This window comes from Pseudomonas sp. 8(2025), assembly GCF_052665325.1.
Map to the genome: position 1 here is coordinate 596,931 of NZ_JBQOIE010000001.1, position 13,626 is coordinate 610,556.

The 13,626-nt window shown below is 66.6% G+C and carries 16 protein-coding genes; 13 read left to right on the top strand and 3 right to left on the bottom strand.

All coding sequences use genetic code 11. The features are described from left to right. The first annotated feature begins 45 nt into the window (after positions 1–45). The 9 genes from mdcA (at position 46) to madM (ending at position 7,345) form a co-directional block, all read left to right on the top strand. On the top strand, positions 46–1,722 hold the full coding sequence (gene mdcA / locus ACUXVH_RS02850; protein WP_041120237.1) for a malonate decarboxylase subunit alpha: 1,677 nt from the start codon (positions 46–48) through the stop codon (positions 1,720–1,722). Then, the gene (locus ACUXVH_RS02855) at positions 1,722–2,597 is read left to right on the top strand and encodes a triphosphoribosyl-dephospho-CoA synthase (RefSeq protein ID WP_065365093.1); all 876 of its coding nucleotides are present in this window, start codon (positions 1,722–1,724) and stop codon (positions 2,595–2,597) included. Before mdcA ends, ACUXVH_RS02855 begins: the two co-directional genes overlap by 1 nt. Continuing rightward, entirely contained in the window at positions 2,597–2,896 is a 300-nt protein-coding gene (locus ACUXVH_RS02860; protein WP_015637356.1) for a malonate decarboxylase subunit delta, read from the top strand. Before ACUXVH_RS02855 ends, ACUXVH_RS02860 begins: the two co-directional genes overlap by 1 nt. After that, positions 2,889–3,740 (top strand): biotin-independent malonate decarboxylase subunit beta, encoded by an 852-nt coding sequence (locus ACUXVH_RS02865; RefSeq protein ID WP_011063991.1) that lies wholly within the window; start codon positions 2,889–2,891, stop codon positions 3,738–3,740. The genes ACUXVH_RS02860 and ACUXVH_RS02865 overlap by 8 nt, the downstream gene beginning before the upstream one ends. Beyond that, on the top strand, positions 3,737–4,540 hold the full coding sequence (gene mdcE / locus ACUXVH_RS02870) for a biotin-independent malonate decarboxylase subunit gamma (protein WP_445493851.1): 804 nt from the start codon (positions 3,737–3,739) through the stop codon (positions 4,538–4,540). Before ACUXVH_RS02865 ends, mdcE begins: the two co-directional genes overlap by 4 nt. Next, positions 4,537–5,163, top strand: coding sequence for a malonate decarboxylase holo-ACP synthase (locus tag ACUXVH_RS02875; RefSeq protein ID WP_445493853.1), 627 nt, complete (start codon positions 4,537–4,539; stop codon positions 5,161–5,163). The genes mdcE and ACUXVH_RS02875 overlap by 4 nt, the downstream gene beginning before the upstream one ends. Continuing rightward, a complete protein-coding gene (gene mdcH, locus ACUXVH_RS02880; RefSeq protein ID WP_445493855.1) occupies positions 5,160–6,095 on the top strand; it encodes a malonate decarboxylase subunit epsilon in 936 nt (311 codons plus the stop codon). Before ACUXVH_RS02875 ends, mdcH begins: the two co-directional genes overlap by 4 nt. 67 nt (positions 6,096–6,162) lie before the next feature. Continuing rightward, on the top strand, positions 6,163–6,579 hold the full coding sequence (gene madL / locus ACUXVH_RS02885; RefSeq protein WP_015637351.1) for a malonate transporter subunit MadL: 417 nt from the start codon (positions 6,163–6,165) through the stop codon (positions 6,577–6,579). Position 6,580: 1 nt separating this feature from the next. Continuing rightward, the gene (gene madM, locus ACUXVH_RS02890) at positions 6,581–7,345 is read left to right on the top strand and encodes a malonate transporter subunit MadM (protein ID WP_011063986.1); all 765 of its coding nucleotides are present in this window, start codon (positions 6,581–6,583) and stop codon (positions 7,343–7,345) included. 109 nt (positions 7,346–7,454) lie between these two features. Here madM and ACUXVH_RS02895 read toward each other — a convergent pair whose 3' ends face one another. Beyond that, positions 7,455–8,372 carry a LysR family transcriptional regulator gene (locus ACUXVH_RS02895; protein WP_015637350.1) on the bottom strand — a complete coding sequence of 306 codons (918 nt, stop codon included), beginning with the start codon at positions 8,370–8,372 and terminating at the stop codon, positions 7,455–7,457. Positions 8,373–8,527: 155 nt separating this feature from the next. On the opposite strand from ACUXVH_RS02895, the gene trhA reads away from it, so the two are divergent. Beyond that, on the top strand, positions 8,528–9,145 hold the full coding sequence (trhA, locus tag ACUXVH_RS02900; RefSeq protein WP_011063984.1) for a PAQR family membrane homeostasis protein TrhA: 618 nt from the start codon (positions 8,528–8,530) through the stop codon (positions 9,143–9,145). Between the two features lie 180 nt (positions 9,146–9,325). Here trhA and ACUXVH_RS02905 read toward each other — a convergent pair whose 3' ends face one another. After that, entirely contained in the window at positions 9,326–10,231 is a 906-nt protein-coding gene (locus ACUXVH_RS02905; protein WP_011063983.1) for a LysR family transcriptional regulator, read from the bottom strand. A 107-nt stretch (positions 10,232–10,338) separates the two neighbouring features. Between ACUXVH_RS02905 and ACUXVH_RS02910 the strand changes: the two genes are divergently transcribed. Genes ACUXVH_RS02910 through ACUXVH_RS02920 form a run of 3 tightly spaced genes read left to right on the top strand, consistent with a single transcriptional unit; the run spans position 10,339 to position 12,882 of the window. Continuing rightward, positions 10,339–11,580, top strand: a complete 1,242-nt coding sequence (locus ACUXVH_RS02910) for a D-amino acid dehydrogenase (RefSeq protein WP_445493859.1) — start codon at positions 10,339–10,341, stop codon at positions 11,578–11,580. A 20-nt stretch (positions 11,581–11,600) separates the two neighbouring features. Further along, positions 11,601–11,951 (top strand): RidA family protein, encoded by a 351-nt coding sequence (locus ACUXVH_RS02915; protein WP_011063981.1) that lies wholly within the window; start codon positions 11,601–11,603, stop codon positions 11,949–11,951. A gap of 28 nt (positions 11,952–11,979) precedes the next feature. Next, on the top strand, positions 11,980–12,882 hold the full coding sequence (locus tag ACUXVH_RS02920; protein ID WP_125062315.1) for a transporter substrate-binding domain-containing protein: 903 nt from the start codon (positions 11,980–11,982) through the stop codon (positions 12,880–12,882). A 16-nt stretch (positions 12,883–12,898) separates the two neighbouring features. Here the strand turns inward: ACUXVH_RS02920 and ACUXVH_RS02925 are convergent, their stop codons facing one another. Next, complete coding sequence (locus ACUXVH_RS02925; RefSeq protein WP_053160304.1) at positions 12,899–13,618, bottom strand: 16S rRNA (uracil(1498)-N(3))-methyltransferase; 720 nt, start codon at positions 13,616–13,618, stop codon at positions 12,899–12,901. Between the last annotated feature and the right edge of the window lie 8 nt (positions 13,619–13,626).

A 13,626-nucleotide genomic window follows, 5' to 3' on the forward strand; every position in this document is an offset into this window, starting at 1 on the left:
TCACTCCTAAGGTGACTGCCACGACAGCGAACCCGTGGAGTGAGCATGACAACAATAATTTCCCCCGACGCGCGCTGGTCGCGGCGGCGCAGCGAAAAGCAGCGGCGCCTCGAGCAGGTGCGGGCCATCGCCGATGGCGTGGTGTTGCCGACCGACAAGATCGTCGCGGCCCTGGAAGCGCTGATCCTGCCCGGCGACCGGGTGGTTCTGGAAGGCAACAACCAGAAACAGGCGGACTTTCTCTCCCGCTCCCTGGCCAAGGCCGACCCGGCCAGGCTGCATGACCTGCACATGATCATGCCCAGCGTCGGCCGTTCCGAGCACCTGGACCTGTTCGAGCGCGGCATCGCCCGCAAGCTGGACTTTTCCTTTGCCGGCACCCAGAGCCTGCGCATCAGCCAGTTGCTGGAAGACGGGCTGCTGGAAATCGGCGCCATCCATACCTACATCGAACTCTATGCGCGGCTGGTGGTGGACCTGATCCCCAATGTGGTGCTCTCTGCCGGGTTCATGGCCGACCGCGCCGGCAACATCTACACCGGCCCCAGTACCGAGGACACGCCCGCGCTGATCGAGCCGGCGGCCTTCAGCGACGGCATTGTCATCGTCCAGGTCAACCAGCTGGTGGACGATGTCAGCGAGCTGCCCCGGGTCGACATTCCCGCGTCCTGGGTGGATTTCGTGGTGGTGGCCGACAAGCCGTTCTATATCGAGCCGCTGTTCACCCGCGACCCGCGCCATATCAAGCCGGTGCACGTGCTGATGGCGATGATGGCGATTCGCGGCATCTACGAAAAACACAACGTGCAGTCGCTGAACCATGGCATCGGTTTCAACACTGCGGCCATCGAGCTGATCCTGCCCACCTACGGCCAATCCCTGGGGCTCAAGGGCAAGATCTGCCGCAACTGGACCCTCAATCCTCACCCAACCCTGATTCCGGCCATTGAAAGTGGCTGGGTGGACAGCGTGCATTGCTTCGGCACCGAACTGGGCATGGAAAACTACATCGCCGCGCGTCCGGACGTGTTCTTCACCGGTCGCGACGGTTCCCTGCGTTCCAACCGGATGTTCTGCCAGTTGGCCGGGCAGTACGCGGTGGACCTGTTTATCGGCGCCACCTTGCAGGTGGATGGCGACGGCCATTCCTCCACCGTGACCCGTGGCCGCCTGGCCGGTTTCGGCGGGGCGCCGAACATGGGTCACGACCCCCGCGGGCGCCGCCACGGCACCCCGGCCTGGCTCGATATGCGCCAGGATCAGAGCGATGCACCCCAGGCCATGCTCGAACGCGGCAAGAAGCTGGTGGTGCAGATGGTGGAAACCTTCCAGGAAGGCGGCAAACCGACCTTCGTCGAAACCCTCGACGCGGTGGACGTGGCGCGCAAGAGCGGCATGCCCCTGGCGCCGATCATGATCTACGGCGACGACGTCACCCACCTGCTGACCGAGGAAGGCATCGCCTACCTGTACAAGGCCCGTTCCCTGGAAGAGCGCCAGGCGATGATCGCCGCCGTGGCCGGGGTTACCGCCATCGGCTTGCGCCACAACCCCAAGGACACCGCGCGCATGCGCCGTGAAGGCCTGATTGCCCTGCCGGAAGACCTGGGCATCCGCCGCACCGACGCCAGCCGCGAGCTGCTGGCGGCGAAAAGCGTGGCCGACCTGGTGGAGTGGTCCGGTGGCCTGTACAACCCGCCCGCCAAGTTCAGGAGCTGGTAATGCACGCATTCAACCTGCAATCACCCACCCCGAGCCTGGCCGAGCGCCTGGCGGACCTGGCGGTGGACGCGCTGATCGACGAGGCCGACCTGTCGCCCAAGCCGGCCCTGGTGGACCACCGTGGCAATGGCGCCCACACCGACCTGCACCTGGGCCTGATGCATGCCTCGGCGCTGTCGCTGTGGCCGGCCTTCAAGGAAATGGCCGACGCTGCCCTGCTGCTCGGGGAAGTGGGCCTGCCCCTGCGTGAAGCCCTGGGGCGCATTGGCCGAGAAGGCGAGCAGGCCATGCTCGCCACCACTGGTGGGGTGAATACCCATCGCGGGGCGATCTGGGCCCTGGGGCTGCTGGTGGCCGCCGCCGCGCTGGAACCTCAAGCCACGAGTGCCGGCAGTGTCGCGCTGCGGGCCGCGCGCCTGGCCTTGCTCGAAGACCGTTATGCACCACGCCCCTTGAGCCATGGCGCCCAGGTGGCGCTGCGCTACGGCGTGCGCGGTGCCCGCGAAGAAGCCCAGCAAGGCTTTCCCGCCGTGCTGCAACTGGGGCTGCCGCAGCTCAAGCGCAGCCGCGCCCAGGGCCATGGCGAACAGAATGCCCGGCTCGATGCCTTGCTGGCGATCATGAGCCGGCTGGCGGACACCTGCGTGCTCTATCGCGCCGGTGAGCTTGGCCTGCAGGCCATGCAGCAGGGGGCCCGGGCGGTGCTCGATGCTGGTGGCAGCGCCACCCTGGCCGGGCGTCGTCGCCTGCATGAACTGGATCTGCAACTACTGACCTTGAATGCCTCGCCCGGCGGCGCTGCCGACTTGCTGGCGGCCAGCCTGCTGCTGGACCGGATCGAATCCGGCGATGCTGTTAACCAGGGAGCGAACTGATGGAAACCTTGTCCTTTGAATTCCCCGCCGGCCAGCCCGGCCGTGGCCGCGCCCTGGTGGGCTGTGTCGGCTCCGGCGACCTGGAAGTGCTGCTGGAGCCGGGGCAGCCCGGCAAATTGAGCATCCAGGTACAGACCTCGGTAAACGGCAGCGCATCGCGCTGGCAGCACCTGTTCGAGCGCATGTTCGACGGCCAGACGCCGCCGGCGCTGTTGATCGACATCCATGATTTCGGCGCCACCCCCGGGGTGGTGCGCCTGCGCCTGGAACAGGGCTTCGAGGAGATCGGCCATGACTGACAGCGCACGCTTGTTGAACAAGCACAGCTTCGTCGAGCTGGGTGCTCGGCAGCGGGCCCGGGCACTCCTGGATGCCGGCAGCTTTCGTGAGTTGCTGGACCCGTTCCAGCGGGTCATGTCGCCCTGGCTGGAGCGCCAGGGCGTAGTGCCCCAGGCTGATGACGGGGTGGTGATCGCCAAGGGCAGCATCGCGGGTTCGCCGGTGGTGATTGCTGCCATCGAAGGCGCTTTCCAGGGCGGCAGCCTCGGTGAAGTGGGCGGGGCGAAGATTGCCGGCGCCCTGGAGCTGGCCGCCGAGGACAACCGCAACGGCATCCCGACCCGCGCCGTGTTGCTGCTGGAAACCGGCGGCGTGCGCCTGCAGGAAGCCAACCTCGGGCTGGCGGCGATTGCCGACATTCATGCGGCGATTGTCGACCTGCGCCAGTATCAGCCGGTGGTCGGCGTGGTGGCCGGCAGCGTCGGCTGCTTTGGCGGCATGTCGATTGCCGCCGGTTTGTGCAGTTATCTGCTGGTCACCCAGGAAGCGCGCCTGGGGCTCAACGGCCCGCAGGTGATCGAGCAGGAAGCGGGCCTTGAGGAATACGACTCCCGGGACCGGCCTTTCATCTGGAGCCTGACCGGCGGCGAGCAGCGTTTCGCCAGTGGCCTGGTGGACCGCTACGTGGCTGACGATGTGGCACTGATCCAGGCCCAGGTCCGTGAGCTGCTGGCCCTGGGCTTGCCGTCGCGGCAACGCAGCCGCGAGGCCGAGCTGTACCTGCAACGTCTGTCCCGCCTGGACACGACGCCGCAAATCGATGCGGCGACGGTTCGCGACCTGTATCAAGGAGACCGCCCATGACTGCTAGTTCCCTGCGGGGCCTGAACTGGTTCGACGCCTTGAGTGGCGATGCGACCCCCGTGAGCGGCCTGCCACCTTCCTTGAAAGTGGCCGACTGCCAGTTGGACGGGCAGCCGGCGCGCTTCATTGCGGTAGTGCCTGACCCCGACAACCGTTTTCCCCGCGCCCGCCAGGGCGAGGTCGGCCTGCTGGAAGGCTGGGGGCTGGCCAAGGCAGTGGATGAGGTGATCCGCGCCGATCAGGACCAGGAGCACAAGCGGGCGCTGATCGCCATTGTCGATGTGCCGAGCCAGGCCTATGGCCGGCGCGAAGAGGCGCTGGGCATTCATCAGGCCTTGGCGAGCGCCGCCGACAGCTATGCCCGGGCCCGCCTGGCCGGGCACCCGGTGATCGCCCTGCTGGTGGGCAAGGCCATGTCCGGGGCCTTTCTGGCCCATGGGTATCAGGCCAACCGCTTGATCGCCCTGCGTGACCCGGGGGTGATGGTGCACGCCATGGGCAAGGCCTCGGCGGCGCGGGTGACCCTGCGCAGCGTCGAGGAGCTGGAAGCCCTGGCCGCCAGCGTGCCGCCCATGGCCTATGACATCGACAGCTACGCGGGCCTGGGCCTGCTGTGGGAAACCCTGTCGGTGCGGCAGATCGAACAACCGACGGCGGAGGATCTGGCCCGGGTCAATCAATGCCTGTTGGCGGCGATTGCCGATGTGCGGGCCAAGGGCGTCGACCTCGGTAGCCGTCTGGGCGCGGTGAACCGGGCGGCGTCGAGCCGAGTCCGGCAGTTGCTGCGGGAGCAGTGGTGAGCGGGTGCGGCCCCTGGCTGCCCCACGACCTGCTGTGGGGCATGACCCCGGCGCAGTTGCCGGGCGATGCGCCGGCCTGGGCCCATGCGGTGCTGGAGGCCGGGCAGCCGGTGGTGGTGCGCCGGGCCCTGACTGCACCGGGGCAGGTTGCGGTGGGTTTGCGCGGTATTTCCCGGGAACAGCGCTATCCGGCGCTGCTGGATCTGCAAGCCGTGCAGCGCGGGGTGCGCCCCGAGCAGCTGTGTCATGTACCGCCCCAGGGCCCATGGCCGGCGTTGCAGGCGTTGCAGCATTTGCGCGATGAGCTGGATGCCCTGGAGTGGATCTGGGGCGTGAGTGGCAGTGCCGGTTTCGAGCTGGCCAGCGGCGTGGCGGCCTTGCATCAGCACAGCGACCTGGACCTGATCCTGCGTACCCCGGAGCTTCTGCCACGGGCCCGGGCCCGTGAATTGCTGGCGCTGCTGGACGGCGCCGGTTGCCAGGTGGATATGCAATTGCAGGTGCCCGGCGGCGCCCTGGCCCTGCGCGAATGGGCCGGGCCGGCTGCCCGGGTTCTGCTCAAGAGCGCCAGTGGCGCGCGCCTGGTCAGCGACCCCTGGAACCCTCAGGAGCAGGCGGCATGAGCAGCCTGCTGGTGTTTCCGGGCCAGGGCGCGCAGCAGCCGGGGATGCTCCAGCATCTGCCGCAAAGCCCGCAAGCGCGGGCCTGCCTGCAAGAGGCCAGCGATGTGTTGGGGCAGGACGTACTGACGCTGGATTCACCCCAAGCCCTGGCCAGCACCCGGGCGGTGCAGCTGTGCCTGCTGATCGCCGGCGTGGCGGCGGCGCGCACTCTGTTGCAGCCCGATACTCGGGTGAACTACGTGGCGGGCCTGTCCATCGGCGCCTATCCGGCGGCGGTGGTGGCCGGGGCCCTGGAGTTTGCCGACGCCTTGCGCCTGGTGAGCCTGCGGGGTGAGTTGATGCAGCAGGCTTATCCACAGGGCTATGGCATGACCGCATTGATCGGCCTGGAACTGGCGGCGGTGGAAGGGCTGCTGGCCCAGGTCCACAGCCCGCAGAGGCCGGTGTACCTGGCCAATATCAACGCCGACAACCAGGTGGTGATCGCCGGCAGCGATGCCGCGATGCATGCCGTGGCCGAGTTGGCCCGGGGTTGCGGGGTCGGCGTGGCCAAGCGCCTGGCGGTCAGCGTGCCGTCCCATTGCCCACTGCTGGAACAACCGGCCCAGGCCCTGGCTGCCGCCTTTGCCGAGGTACCCCTGCAACTGCCGAAGCTGGCCTACCTCAGTGGCAGCCGAGCGCGGCCCATGCGCTCCGTGGAAGCGTTGCGCGACGACCTGGCCTTCAACATGTGCCGCGTCGTCGATTGGCGCGGCACGGTGCAAAGCGCCTACGAGCGCGGGGTGCGCCTGCAGATCGAATTGCCTCCCGGCGCGGTACTGACCGGGCTGGCCCGCCGGGTGTTTGCCCAAGGGACGGTGATCGCCTTCGACGGCGCGCGCCTGGACACCCTGCAAGCCCTGTTGAGTGAGGAGGGAAGCCGCGACCGATAGAGCACCGACTCAGGCTGACGAAGCACAAGAACAACAACTTCGACGATGCACTTTGAGGACTACGACAATGATTATCTACGGTGTGGCATTGCTGGCGATCTGTACGCTAGCGGGTGTGATTATCGGCGACATGCTCGGCGTGTTGCTGGGGGTGAAATCCAATGTCGGCGGAGTCGGCATCGCCATGATCCTGCTGATCTGCGCCCGTTTGTGGATGCACAGGCACGGCGGCATGACCAAGGATTGCGAGATGGGCGTGGGTTTCTGGGGCGCCATGTACATTCCGGTGGTGGTGGCCATGGCCGCCCAGCAGAACGTGGTGACGGCGCTGCACGGCGGGCCGGTGGCGGTGCTGGCGGCCATCGGTTCGGTGGTGCTCTGCGGATGCACCATCGCCCTTATCAGCCGCACCCACAAGGGCGAGCCACTGCCGGCCGAGCCGCTGGAGCCGGGTGTGAAAGCCGCACCGGCAGGAGGGCGCTGAGATGTGGGATCTGATCGAGAAAGGCCTGGAGCACAACGGTCTGGTCACCGCCTTCGCCTTCGTCGGAGTGATCATGTGGGTCTCGGTGCTGCTGTCCAAGCGCCTGACGTTCGGCCGGGTACACGGATCGGCCATTGCCATTGTCATCGGCCTGGTCCTGGCCTGGGTTGGCGGCACCCTGACCGGTGGTCAGAAGGGCCTGGCGGACCTGGCGCTGTTTTCCGGCATCGGCCTGATGGGGGGCGCCATGCTGCGGGACTTCGCCATCGTCGCCACGGCCTTTGAAGTACAAGCCACCGAGGCGCGCAAGGCCGGGATGATCGGTGCCGTGGCGCTGCTGCTGGGTACGGTACTGCCGTTCATTGTCGGCGCGAGCATCGCCTGGGCCTTCGGCTATCGCGATGCGGTGAGCATGACCACCATTGGTGCCGGCGCGGTGACTTATATCGTCGGCCCGGTGACCGGCGCAGCCATTGGTGCCAGCTCCGACGTGGTGGCCCTGTCGATTGCCACGGGCCTGATCAAGGCGATCCTGGTGATGGTGGGTACGCCCATGGCCGCGCGCTGGATGGGCCTGGACAATCCGCGTTCGGCGATGGTCTTCGGTGGCCTGGCCGGCACCGTCAGCGGCGTGACCGCGGGGCTGGCAGCCACGGACCGGCGGCTGGTGCCCTACGGCGCCCTGACCGCCACCTTCCACACCGGGCTGGGCTGCCTGCTGGGGCCATCGCTGCTGTTCTTCATCGTCCGCGGCCTGGTGGGCTAACCCCTGCAGGAGCCGGCTTGCCGGCGAAGAGGCCCGTGAGGCATGCGCTGTTCTTGCGCACGCCCTCGCTGGCAAGCCAGCTCCTACAAAAGGCCGGGCCGGCCGGCTTCTAGGGGGTTTGGCGGTTGGCGTACATCCGGCATTCGGCCAGCAGCGCCAACAGGTTCGGGTCGCGCTCCTTGGCTTTGAGAAACACCACGCCGATATGCTGCTGCAGGCGGTAGCGCGCCTGCAGCGGTATCAGTTTCACGCGGTTCTCATACACCGCCGCGATCCTCCCCGGCAGCAACGCATAACCGACCCCGGAGCTGACCATGCTCAGCAGGGTGAAGATGTCGTTGACCTGCATCGCCACCTTGGGTTCGAACCCCGCCTGCTTGAACACTCGCACCCCGTCCTGATGGGTGGCAAAGCCCTGGGTCAGGGTGATGAAGGTGGCGTCGCGCACGTCGGCCAGGTCCACTTCGCTCTGCTGGGCAAAGGGCGAATCGGCGGGGGTGGCGAGAAAAATGTCATCGGAAAACAACGGCAGTTGCTCGCAGTCCGGGTCATGGGCGCTGTCGTCCAGGGAAATCAGGATGGCGTCCACTTCCATGTTCTTGAGCTTGTACAGCAAGTCGATGTTGGAGCCCAGGATCAGGTCGATGTTCAGCTCGCTGCGGCGCAGCTTGAGGCCCATGATCAGCTGCGGCACGGTTTTCACCGTCAGCGAGTAAAGTGCGCCGAGCTTGAAGCGTTCTGCTGAAAAGCCCGCCGCTTCGCGGGTCAGGCGCACGCTCTCGACCACGTCCTGCACCAGCTTCTGTGCCCGTTCCTCCAGGACGAAGGCGCTTTCCAGGGGCGTCAGGTTGCGCCCTTCATGCTTGAACAGCGGGCAGCGCAGGGCATTTTCCAGGGAGTGAATGGCCCGGTGCACGCTGACATTGCTGGTCTGCAACTCGGCGGCGGCGCGGGCCAGGTTGCCGGTGCGCATGAAGGCCAGAAACACTTCGAGCTTTTTCAGGGTCAACTCTTCGTCGATGAGCATGGTCCGGACTCTGCTGAGGAGGGGCTGATGATGCCCGATCGGTCAGGACGTGGCCGCTGGTTTTTTCTCGGCCGCGCCCCAATAGACATATTGCGCTTTCAAGCTGCAGGCCTGAGCCTTGCGTGTTTTTTCAATGTTTCAAGGGTGAGCGACTGATGTATCACGGAGAAAGATTCAACGCCTGGACCCACCTGCTGGGGGCAATCGCGGCGTTTATCGGCGGCATCTGGCTGGTGGTGTTGGCCAGCCTGGATGGCAGCCCGTGGAAGATCGTCAGCGTGGCGATCTATTCCTTCACCTTGCTGGTGCTCTACAGCGTGTCCACGGTCTACCACAGCGTGCGCGGACGGGCGAAGAACATCATGCAGAAGGTTGATCATTTTTCGATCTACCTGCTGATTGCCGGCAGTTACACGCCGTTCTGTCTGGTGACCCTGCGCGGGCCCTGGGGCTGGACCCTGTTCGGCATCGTCTGGGGGCTGGCGCTGATCGGCATCCTCCAGGAGATCAAGCCGCGCTCCGAGGCGCGGATTCTCTCCATCGTGATCTACGCGGTGATGGGCTGGATCGTCCTGGTGGCGGTCAAGCCGCTGCTGGCGGCCCTGGGGCCAGCCGGCTTCGCCTGGCTGGCCACGGGCGGGGTGCTGTACACCGTGGGCATCATCTTCTTTGCCCTCGACAGCCGCCTGCGCCATGCCCACGGCATCTGGCACCTGTTCGTGATCGCCGGCAGCCTGCTGCATTTCGTCGCGATCCTGTTCTACGTCCTGTAGGGGCCGGCTGGCCGGCGCAGCGGGTCCTCTGGATTAGCACCGTGCTGGCGGACGCCTTCGCTGGCAAGCCAGCTCCTACGGGGCGGGGCGTTGTGGATTGGTTCAGGAGCCGGCTTGCCGGCGAAGGGGCCCTCTGGATTTGCGCCGGGCTGGCGGACGCTTTCGCTGGCAAGCCAGCTCCTACAAGGGGCGGTCGAGCTGGGCCTGGGCCTGGTGGGCGAAGATTTCCAGCAGGCTGGCCAGGGTGTGGGGCGGCGGTTCTGCGGCGCGGGTCACGGCGTACAGGGTGATCGGCAGCGGCGGGCTCAAGGGGCGGATGGCGGTGTTGGCCGTTGAGGCGCCCAGGGCGGTGAAGGGGTCGATCAGGGCCAGCCCGGCGCCGGACTCGACCATGGCCCGGGCCAGGGAATAGGTCTGCACGGCAATGCTCACCCGCGGCGGCGGCTCCACCGACTTGAGGTAGCTGTCGAGCCGGGCCGACAACGGGTCGGCGCTGCTCAGGCCAATCAGTGGCGCGTCCGCCAGCTCCTGCAGCGCCAGGGGCTGGCCGCGGCTGTGCTCGGGCCAGAAGCCCAGCGGCGCCATGGCCACCAGCACACCCTGGGCCAGGGGTTGGGCGCTCAGGCCCGGGTGATCCGGGGGTTGCAGGGTCAGCGCCAGGTCGATTTCGCGCATCAGCAGGTTCTGTACCAGCTCGCGGCTATGGGCGCTGGACAGTTCGCACAGGCTGTCCGGGTAAAGGCGGGTCCATTCACTGATGGCGGGCGGCAGCAAGGCCAGGGCCAGGGCCGGTGTGGCGCCGATGCGCAGGCTGTGGCCCGGCGCCCGGCGCAGGTTCTGGGCCAGGCGCCGTACCCCTTGCAGGCTCTCGCTAACCTTGTCCACTTCGCGCTCCAGCTCCAGGGCTTCCGGGGTTGGCTGCAACTTGCCCCGCACCCGCAGGAACAACGGGAAACCCAGCTGCAGTTCGGCGTGCTGCAAAACCTTGGTCACTGCCGGCTGGGAGACATGCAGCAACTGCGCTGCGCCGCTGATGGAGCCGGTCTGGCGGATGGCCTGGAAAATCTCGATATGACGAAGGCGCATGGGGCAGTCCATAACCTTTGTTTATGGGAGGTCCATCTTTATTCATTGTCCGGCGCCTGTCACCTGCCCCTAACCTTGGGCCATCGACCAACAGGCCAGGGGCAGTCATGAGTCAGCGGGTTTGCATCATTGGAGGGGGCGTCATCGGCTTGGCCAGTGCCTACGCCCTGGTCCGCCAGGGCTTTGAGGTGACCCTGGTGGAGGCTCAGGAGTCCCTGGGCAGCCAGACCAGTTTCGCCAACGGCGGGCAGTTGTCCTATCGCTATGTGGCGCCTCTGGCCGATGCCGGGGTGCCCTGGCAGGCCCTGGGCTGGATGCTCAAGGGCGACTCTCCGCTCAAGCTGCGGCCACGCCTGGACCCGGCGCAGTGGCGCTGGCTGGCGGGGTTCCTCGGTGCTTGCCGGCACTCGGTGAACCGGCGCAATGGCGCGCACCTGCTGCGCCTGGCGCTGCTCAGCCAGAGCACCCTGCAAAGCTGGCGCGAAGAGGATGGCCTACAAGGCTTCGACTGGCGGCGCAACGGCAAGCTGGTGACTTTCCGCGAGCAAAAAAGCTTCGAGCACGCCCGCCACAACCTGGCGGACAGCGGCCAGCAACAGGTGCTTTCCGCTGTCGAATGCACGGCCCTGGAACCGGCCCTGGGGGATACGCCCTTCGTCGGCGGTATCTATACCCCGGATGAAGAAGTGGCCGACTGCCACGCCTTCTGCCAGCAACTGGCCACGCGGCTGCGCGCTTCCGGGCGCTGCGAAATCCTACTGGGCCAGCGGGTGCGGGGCATTCACCATGGGGGGGATAAGGTCCAGGCCATCGACCTGGGGGAGCGCGTGTTGCCGGTGGACCAACTGGTGCTGGCGGCCGGGCACCGCAGCGCCGAACTGCGCCTGCCCGGGCTCCAACTGCCGCTGTATCCGCTCAAGGGCTACAGCCTCAGCGTGCCCATCGGCCCGCAGCACCGGGCGCCGGACATCAGCATCACCGACTACAACCGCAAGATCGTCTATGCGCGTATCGGCCAGCAACTGCGGGTGGCGGCCATGGTCGACATCGTCGGTTTCGACCCGGCGCCAGACCCCGGCCGCCTGGCCCTGATGCGCCGTCAAGCGGCCCAGACCTTCGCCGAGGCCGGTGACTATCAGGCAGCCGTGGAATGGGCCGGCATGCGTCCGGCTACCCCCAGCGGCGTGCCGCTGATCGGGGCCACCGCCTACCGCAACCTGTGGCTCAACCTTGGCCACGGCGCGCTGGGGTTCACCCTGGCCTGTGGCAGCGGCCAGTTGCTGGGCGAACTGATCGGCCAGCGTTGCACCAGTATCGACATGCAGGGCCTGACGCCCCGCGTTGCCTGAACGTTAAAAGGAGTCTTCAGATGAGTATCCAGCGTATCCACAGCAACGAGCGCCTGAGTGGCGCGGTGAGCTTTGCCGGACTGGTGTTTCTTTCCGGGCAGGTGCCGGGGGCCAGCAGCGATATCGGCGGCCAGACCCGCGAGGTGCTGGAGAAGATCGACGCCTTGCTGGCCGAGGCCGGCAGCGACAAGGAGCACCTGCTCAGCGCGACGATCTACCTCAAGGACATCCAGGCCGATTTTGCGGTGATGAACGAAGTCTGGTCGGCCTGGCTGTCCCCCGGCCAGGCGCCGGCGCGCACCACCTTGCAGGCGGCCCTGGCGCGCCCGCAGATCCTTGTCGAAATCAGCATCATCGCGGCCCGCCGCTAACTGCCCTTACCCACAACGGAGAATAACAATGCATAAGATCACGTTGCTCGGCTGCACCTTGGGGCTGCTGTTCAGCGCCCTGTCCCAGGCCAATGAAGCGCCTCTGCAGGGCACCCTGGCGAAGATCGCCAACAGCGCCAGTATTACCTTGGGTTATCGCGATGCCTCGGTGCCCTTTTCCTACGTGGGGGATAACAGCGGCAAGCCCATGGGCTATTCCGTGGAGCTGGCGAGCAAGGTGGTGGAGCGCATCCAGCAGCAGTTGCACCTGCCCGACCTGAAGGTGAAATACAACCTGGTGACCTCGCAGACCCGCATTCCCCTGGTGCAGAACGGCACCGTGGACCTGGAGTGCGGTTCCACCGGGGTGACGGCCGAGCGGCAGAAGCAGGTGGCGTTTTCCTACGGTTTCATCTACGTCAAAGGCCAGTTGCTGACCGCCAAGGACAGCGGGATCAAGAGCTTCGCCGACCTGCGGGGCAAGAACGTGGTGACCACGGCGGGGACCACCAACGAGCGCTTTCTCAAGAGCTACAACGTCGAGCACAAGATCGACATGTTCGTGATCAGCGCCAAGGACCACGGCGAGGCCTTCCAGATGCTCCAGTCGGGGCGTGCGGCGGCGTTCTACATGGACGATGCGTTGCTGTACGGCGAGCGGGCCAAGGCCCGGGATCCGCACAACTGGGTGGTGGTGGGGGAAGAACAGTCGCGGGAGATCTACAGCTGCATGGTGCGCAAGGATGACCCCCAGTTCTTGGCCCTGGTCAATGGCGCCCTGGCGGACCTGTACCGCTCCGGGGAGATCAACGGCATTTACCAGCGCTGGTTCCAGCAGCCGATTCCGCCCAAGGGCCTGAACCTGGAATTCCCCATGACCAGTGAACTCAAAGCGATCATCGCCCAGCCCACCAGCGATCCGGTGCAATAGCCACCACCAGGAGGGGTTAGAAGTCGCCCCACAGTTGCTGGGCCACGGCCAGGGCCACCACCGGGGCGGTTTCGGTACGCAGCACCCGCGGCCCCAGGCGTGCGGGGAGGAAACCGGCGCTGTGGGACAACTCCACTTCGGCGTCTGTCAGGCCGCCTTCAGGGCCAATGAGGAACGCCAGGCTGGCAGGCTTGGCGTGGCTTTCCAGGGGCTGGGCCACGGGGTGCAGCACCAGCTTCAGGTCGGCCCGGGCCTGCGTGATCCAGTCCGCCAGCAGCACGGGTGGGTGGATCACCGGGACCTGTGAGCGGCCGCACTGTTCGCAGGCGCTGATGGCCACCTGGCGCCAGTGCAGCAGGCGCTTGTCGGCGCGCTCGTCCTTGAGCCGCACTTCGCAGCGCTCGCTGAAGATCGGGGTGATTTCGCTGACCCCAAGCTCCGTGGCCTTCTGGATCGCCCAGTCCATGCGCTCGCCCCGGGACAGGCCCTGGCCCAGGTGAATCCGCAGCGGTGATTCTGCCTGGCCGGCGAAGCTTTCATTCAGCTGGACCCGAACCCGCTTCTTGCCCACTTCCACCAGAGCCCCGCGAAACTCGGTGCCCGAGCCATCGAACACCTGCAGGGCAGCACCTTCGGCCATGCGCAGTACGCGCCCGATGTAGTGTGCCTGGGCTTCCGGCAACTCGTGTTCGCCTAGGCTCAGGGGGGCGTCGATAAAGAAGCGGGACAATCTCATCTGGGTTC

Bases quoted from the DNA above. Each gene is read 5' to 3' on its own strand.
- madL (WP_015637351.1), top strand. From the start codon at position 6,163: ATGATTATCTACGGTGTGGCATTGCTGGCGATCTGTACGCTAGCGGGT.
- mdcA (WP_041120237.1), top strand. From the start codon at position 46: ATGACAACAATAATTTCCCCCGACGCGCGCTGGTCGCGGCGGCGCAGC.
- ACUXVH_RS02910 (WP_445493859.1), top strand. From the start codon at position 10,339: ATGAGTCAGCGGGTTTGCATCATTGGAGGGGGCGTCATCGGCTTGGCC.
- ACUXVH_RS02905 (WP_011063983.1), bottom strand. From the start codon at position 10,231: ATGCGCCTTCGTCATATCGAGATTTTCCAGGCCATCCGCCAGACCGGC.
- ACUXVH_RS02865 (WP_011063991.1), top strand. From the start codon at position 2,889: ATGACTGACAGCGCACGCTTGTTGAACAAGCACAGCTTCGTCGAGCTG.
- ACUXVH_RS02860 (WP_015637356.1), top strand. From the start codon at position 2,597: ATGGAAACCTTGTCCTTTGAATTCCCCGCCGGCCAGCCCGGCCGTGGC.
- madM (WP_011063986.1), top strand. From the start codon at position 6,581: ATGTGGGATCTGATCGAGAAAGGCCTGGAGCACAACGGTCTGGTCACC.
- ACUXVH_RS02855 (WP_065365093.1), top strand. From the start codon at position 1,722: ATGCACGCATTCAACCTGCAATCACCCACCCCGAGCCTGGCCGAGCGC.
- trhA (WP_011063984.1), top strand. From the start codon at position 8,528: ATGTATCACGGAGAAAGATTCAACGCCTGGACCCACCTGCTGGGGGCA.
- mdcE (WP_445493851.1), top strand. From the start codon at position 3,737: ATGACTGCTAGTTCCCTGCGGGGCCTGAACTGGTTCGACGCCTTGAGT.
- ACUXVH_RS02925 (WP_053160304.1), bottom strand. From the start codon at position 13,618: ATGAGATTGTCCCGCTTCTTTATCGACGCCCCCCTGAGCCTAGGCGAA.
- ACUXVH_RS02915 (WP_011063981.1), top strand. From the start codon at position 11,601: ATGAGTATCCAGCGTATCCACAGCAACGAGCGCCTGAGTGGCGCGGTG.
- ACUXVH_RS02895 (WP_015637350.1), bottom strand. From the start codon at position 8,372: ATGCTCATCGACGAAGAGTTGACCCTGAAAAAGCTCGAAGTGTTTCTG.
- mdcH (WP_445493855.1), top strand. From the start codon at position 5,160: ATGAGCAGCCTGCTGGTGTTTCCGGGCCAGGGCGCGCAGCAGCCGGGG.
- ACUXVH_RS02920 (WP_125062315.1), top strand. From the start codon at position 11,980: ATGCATAAGATCACGTTGCTCGGCTGCACCTTGGGGCTGCTGTTCAGC.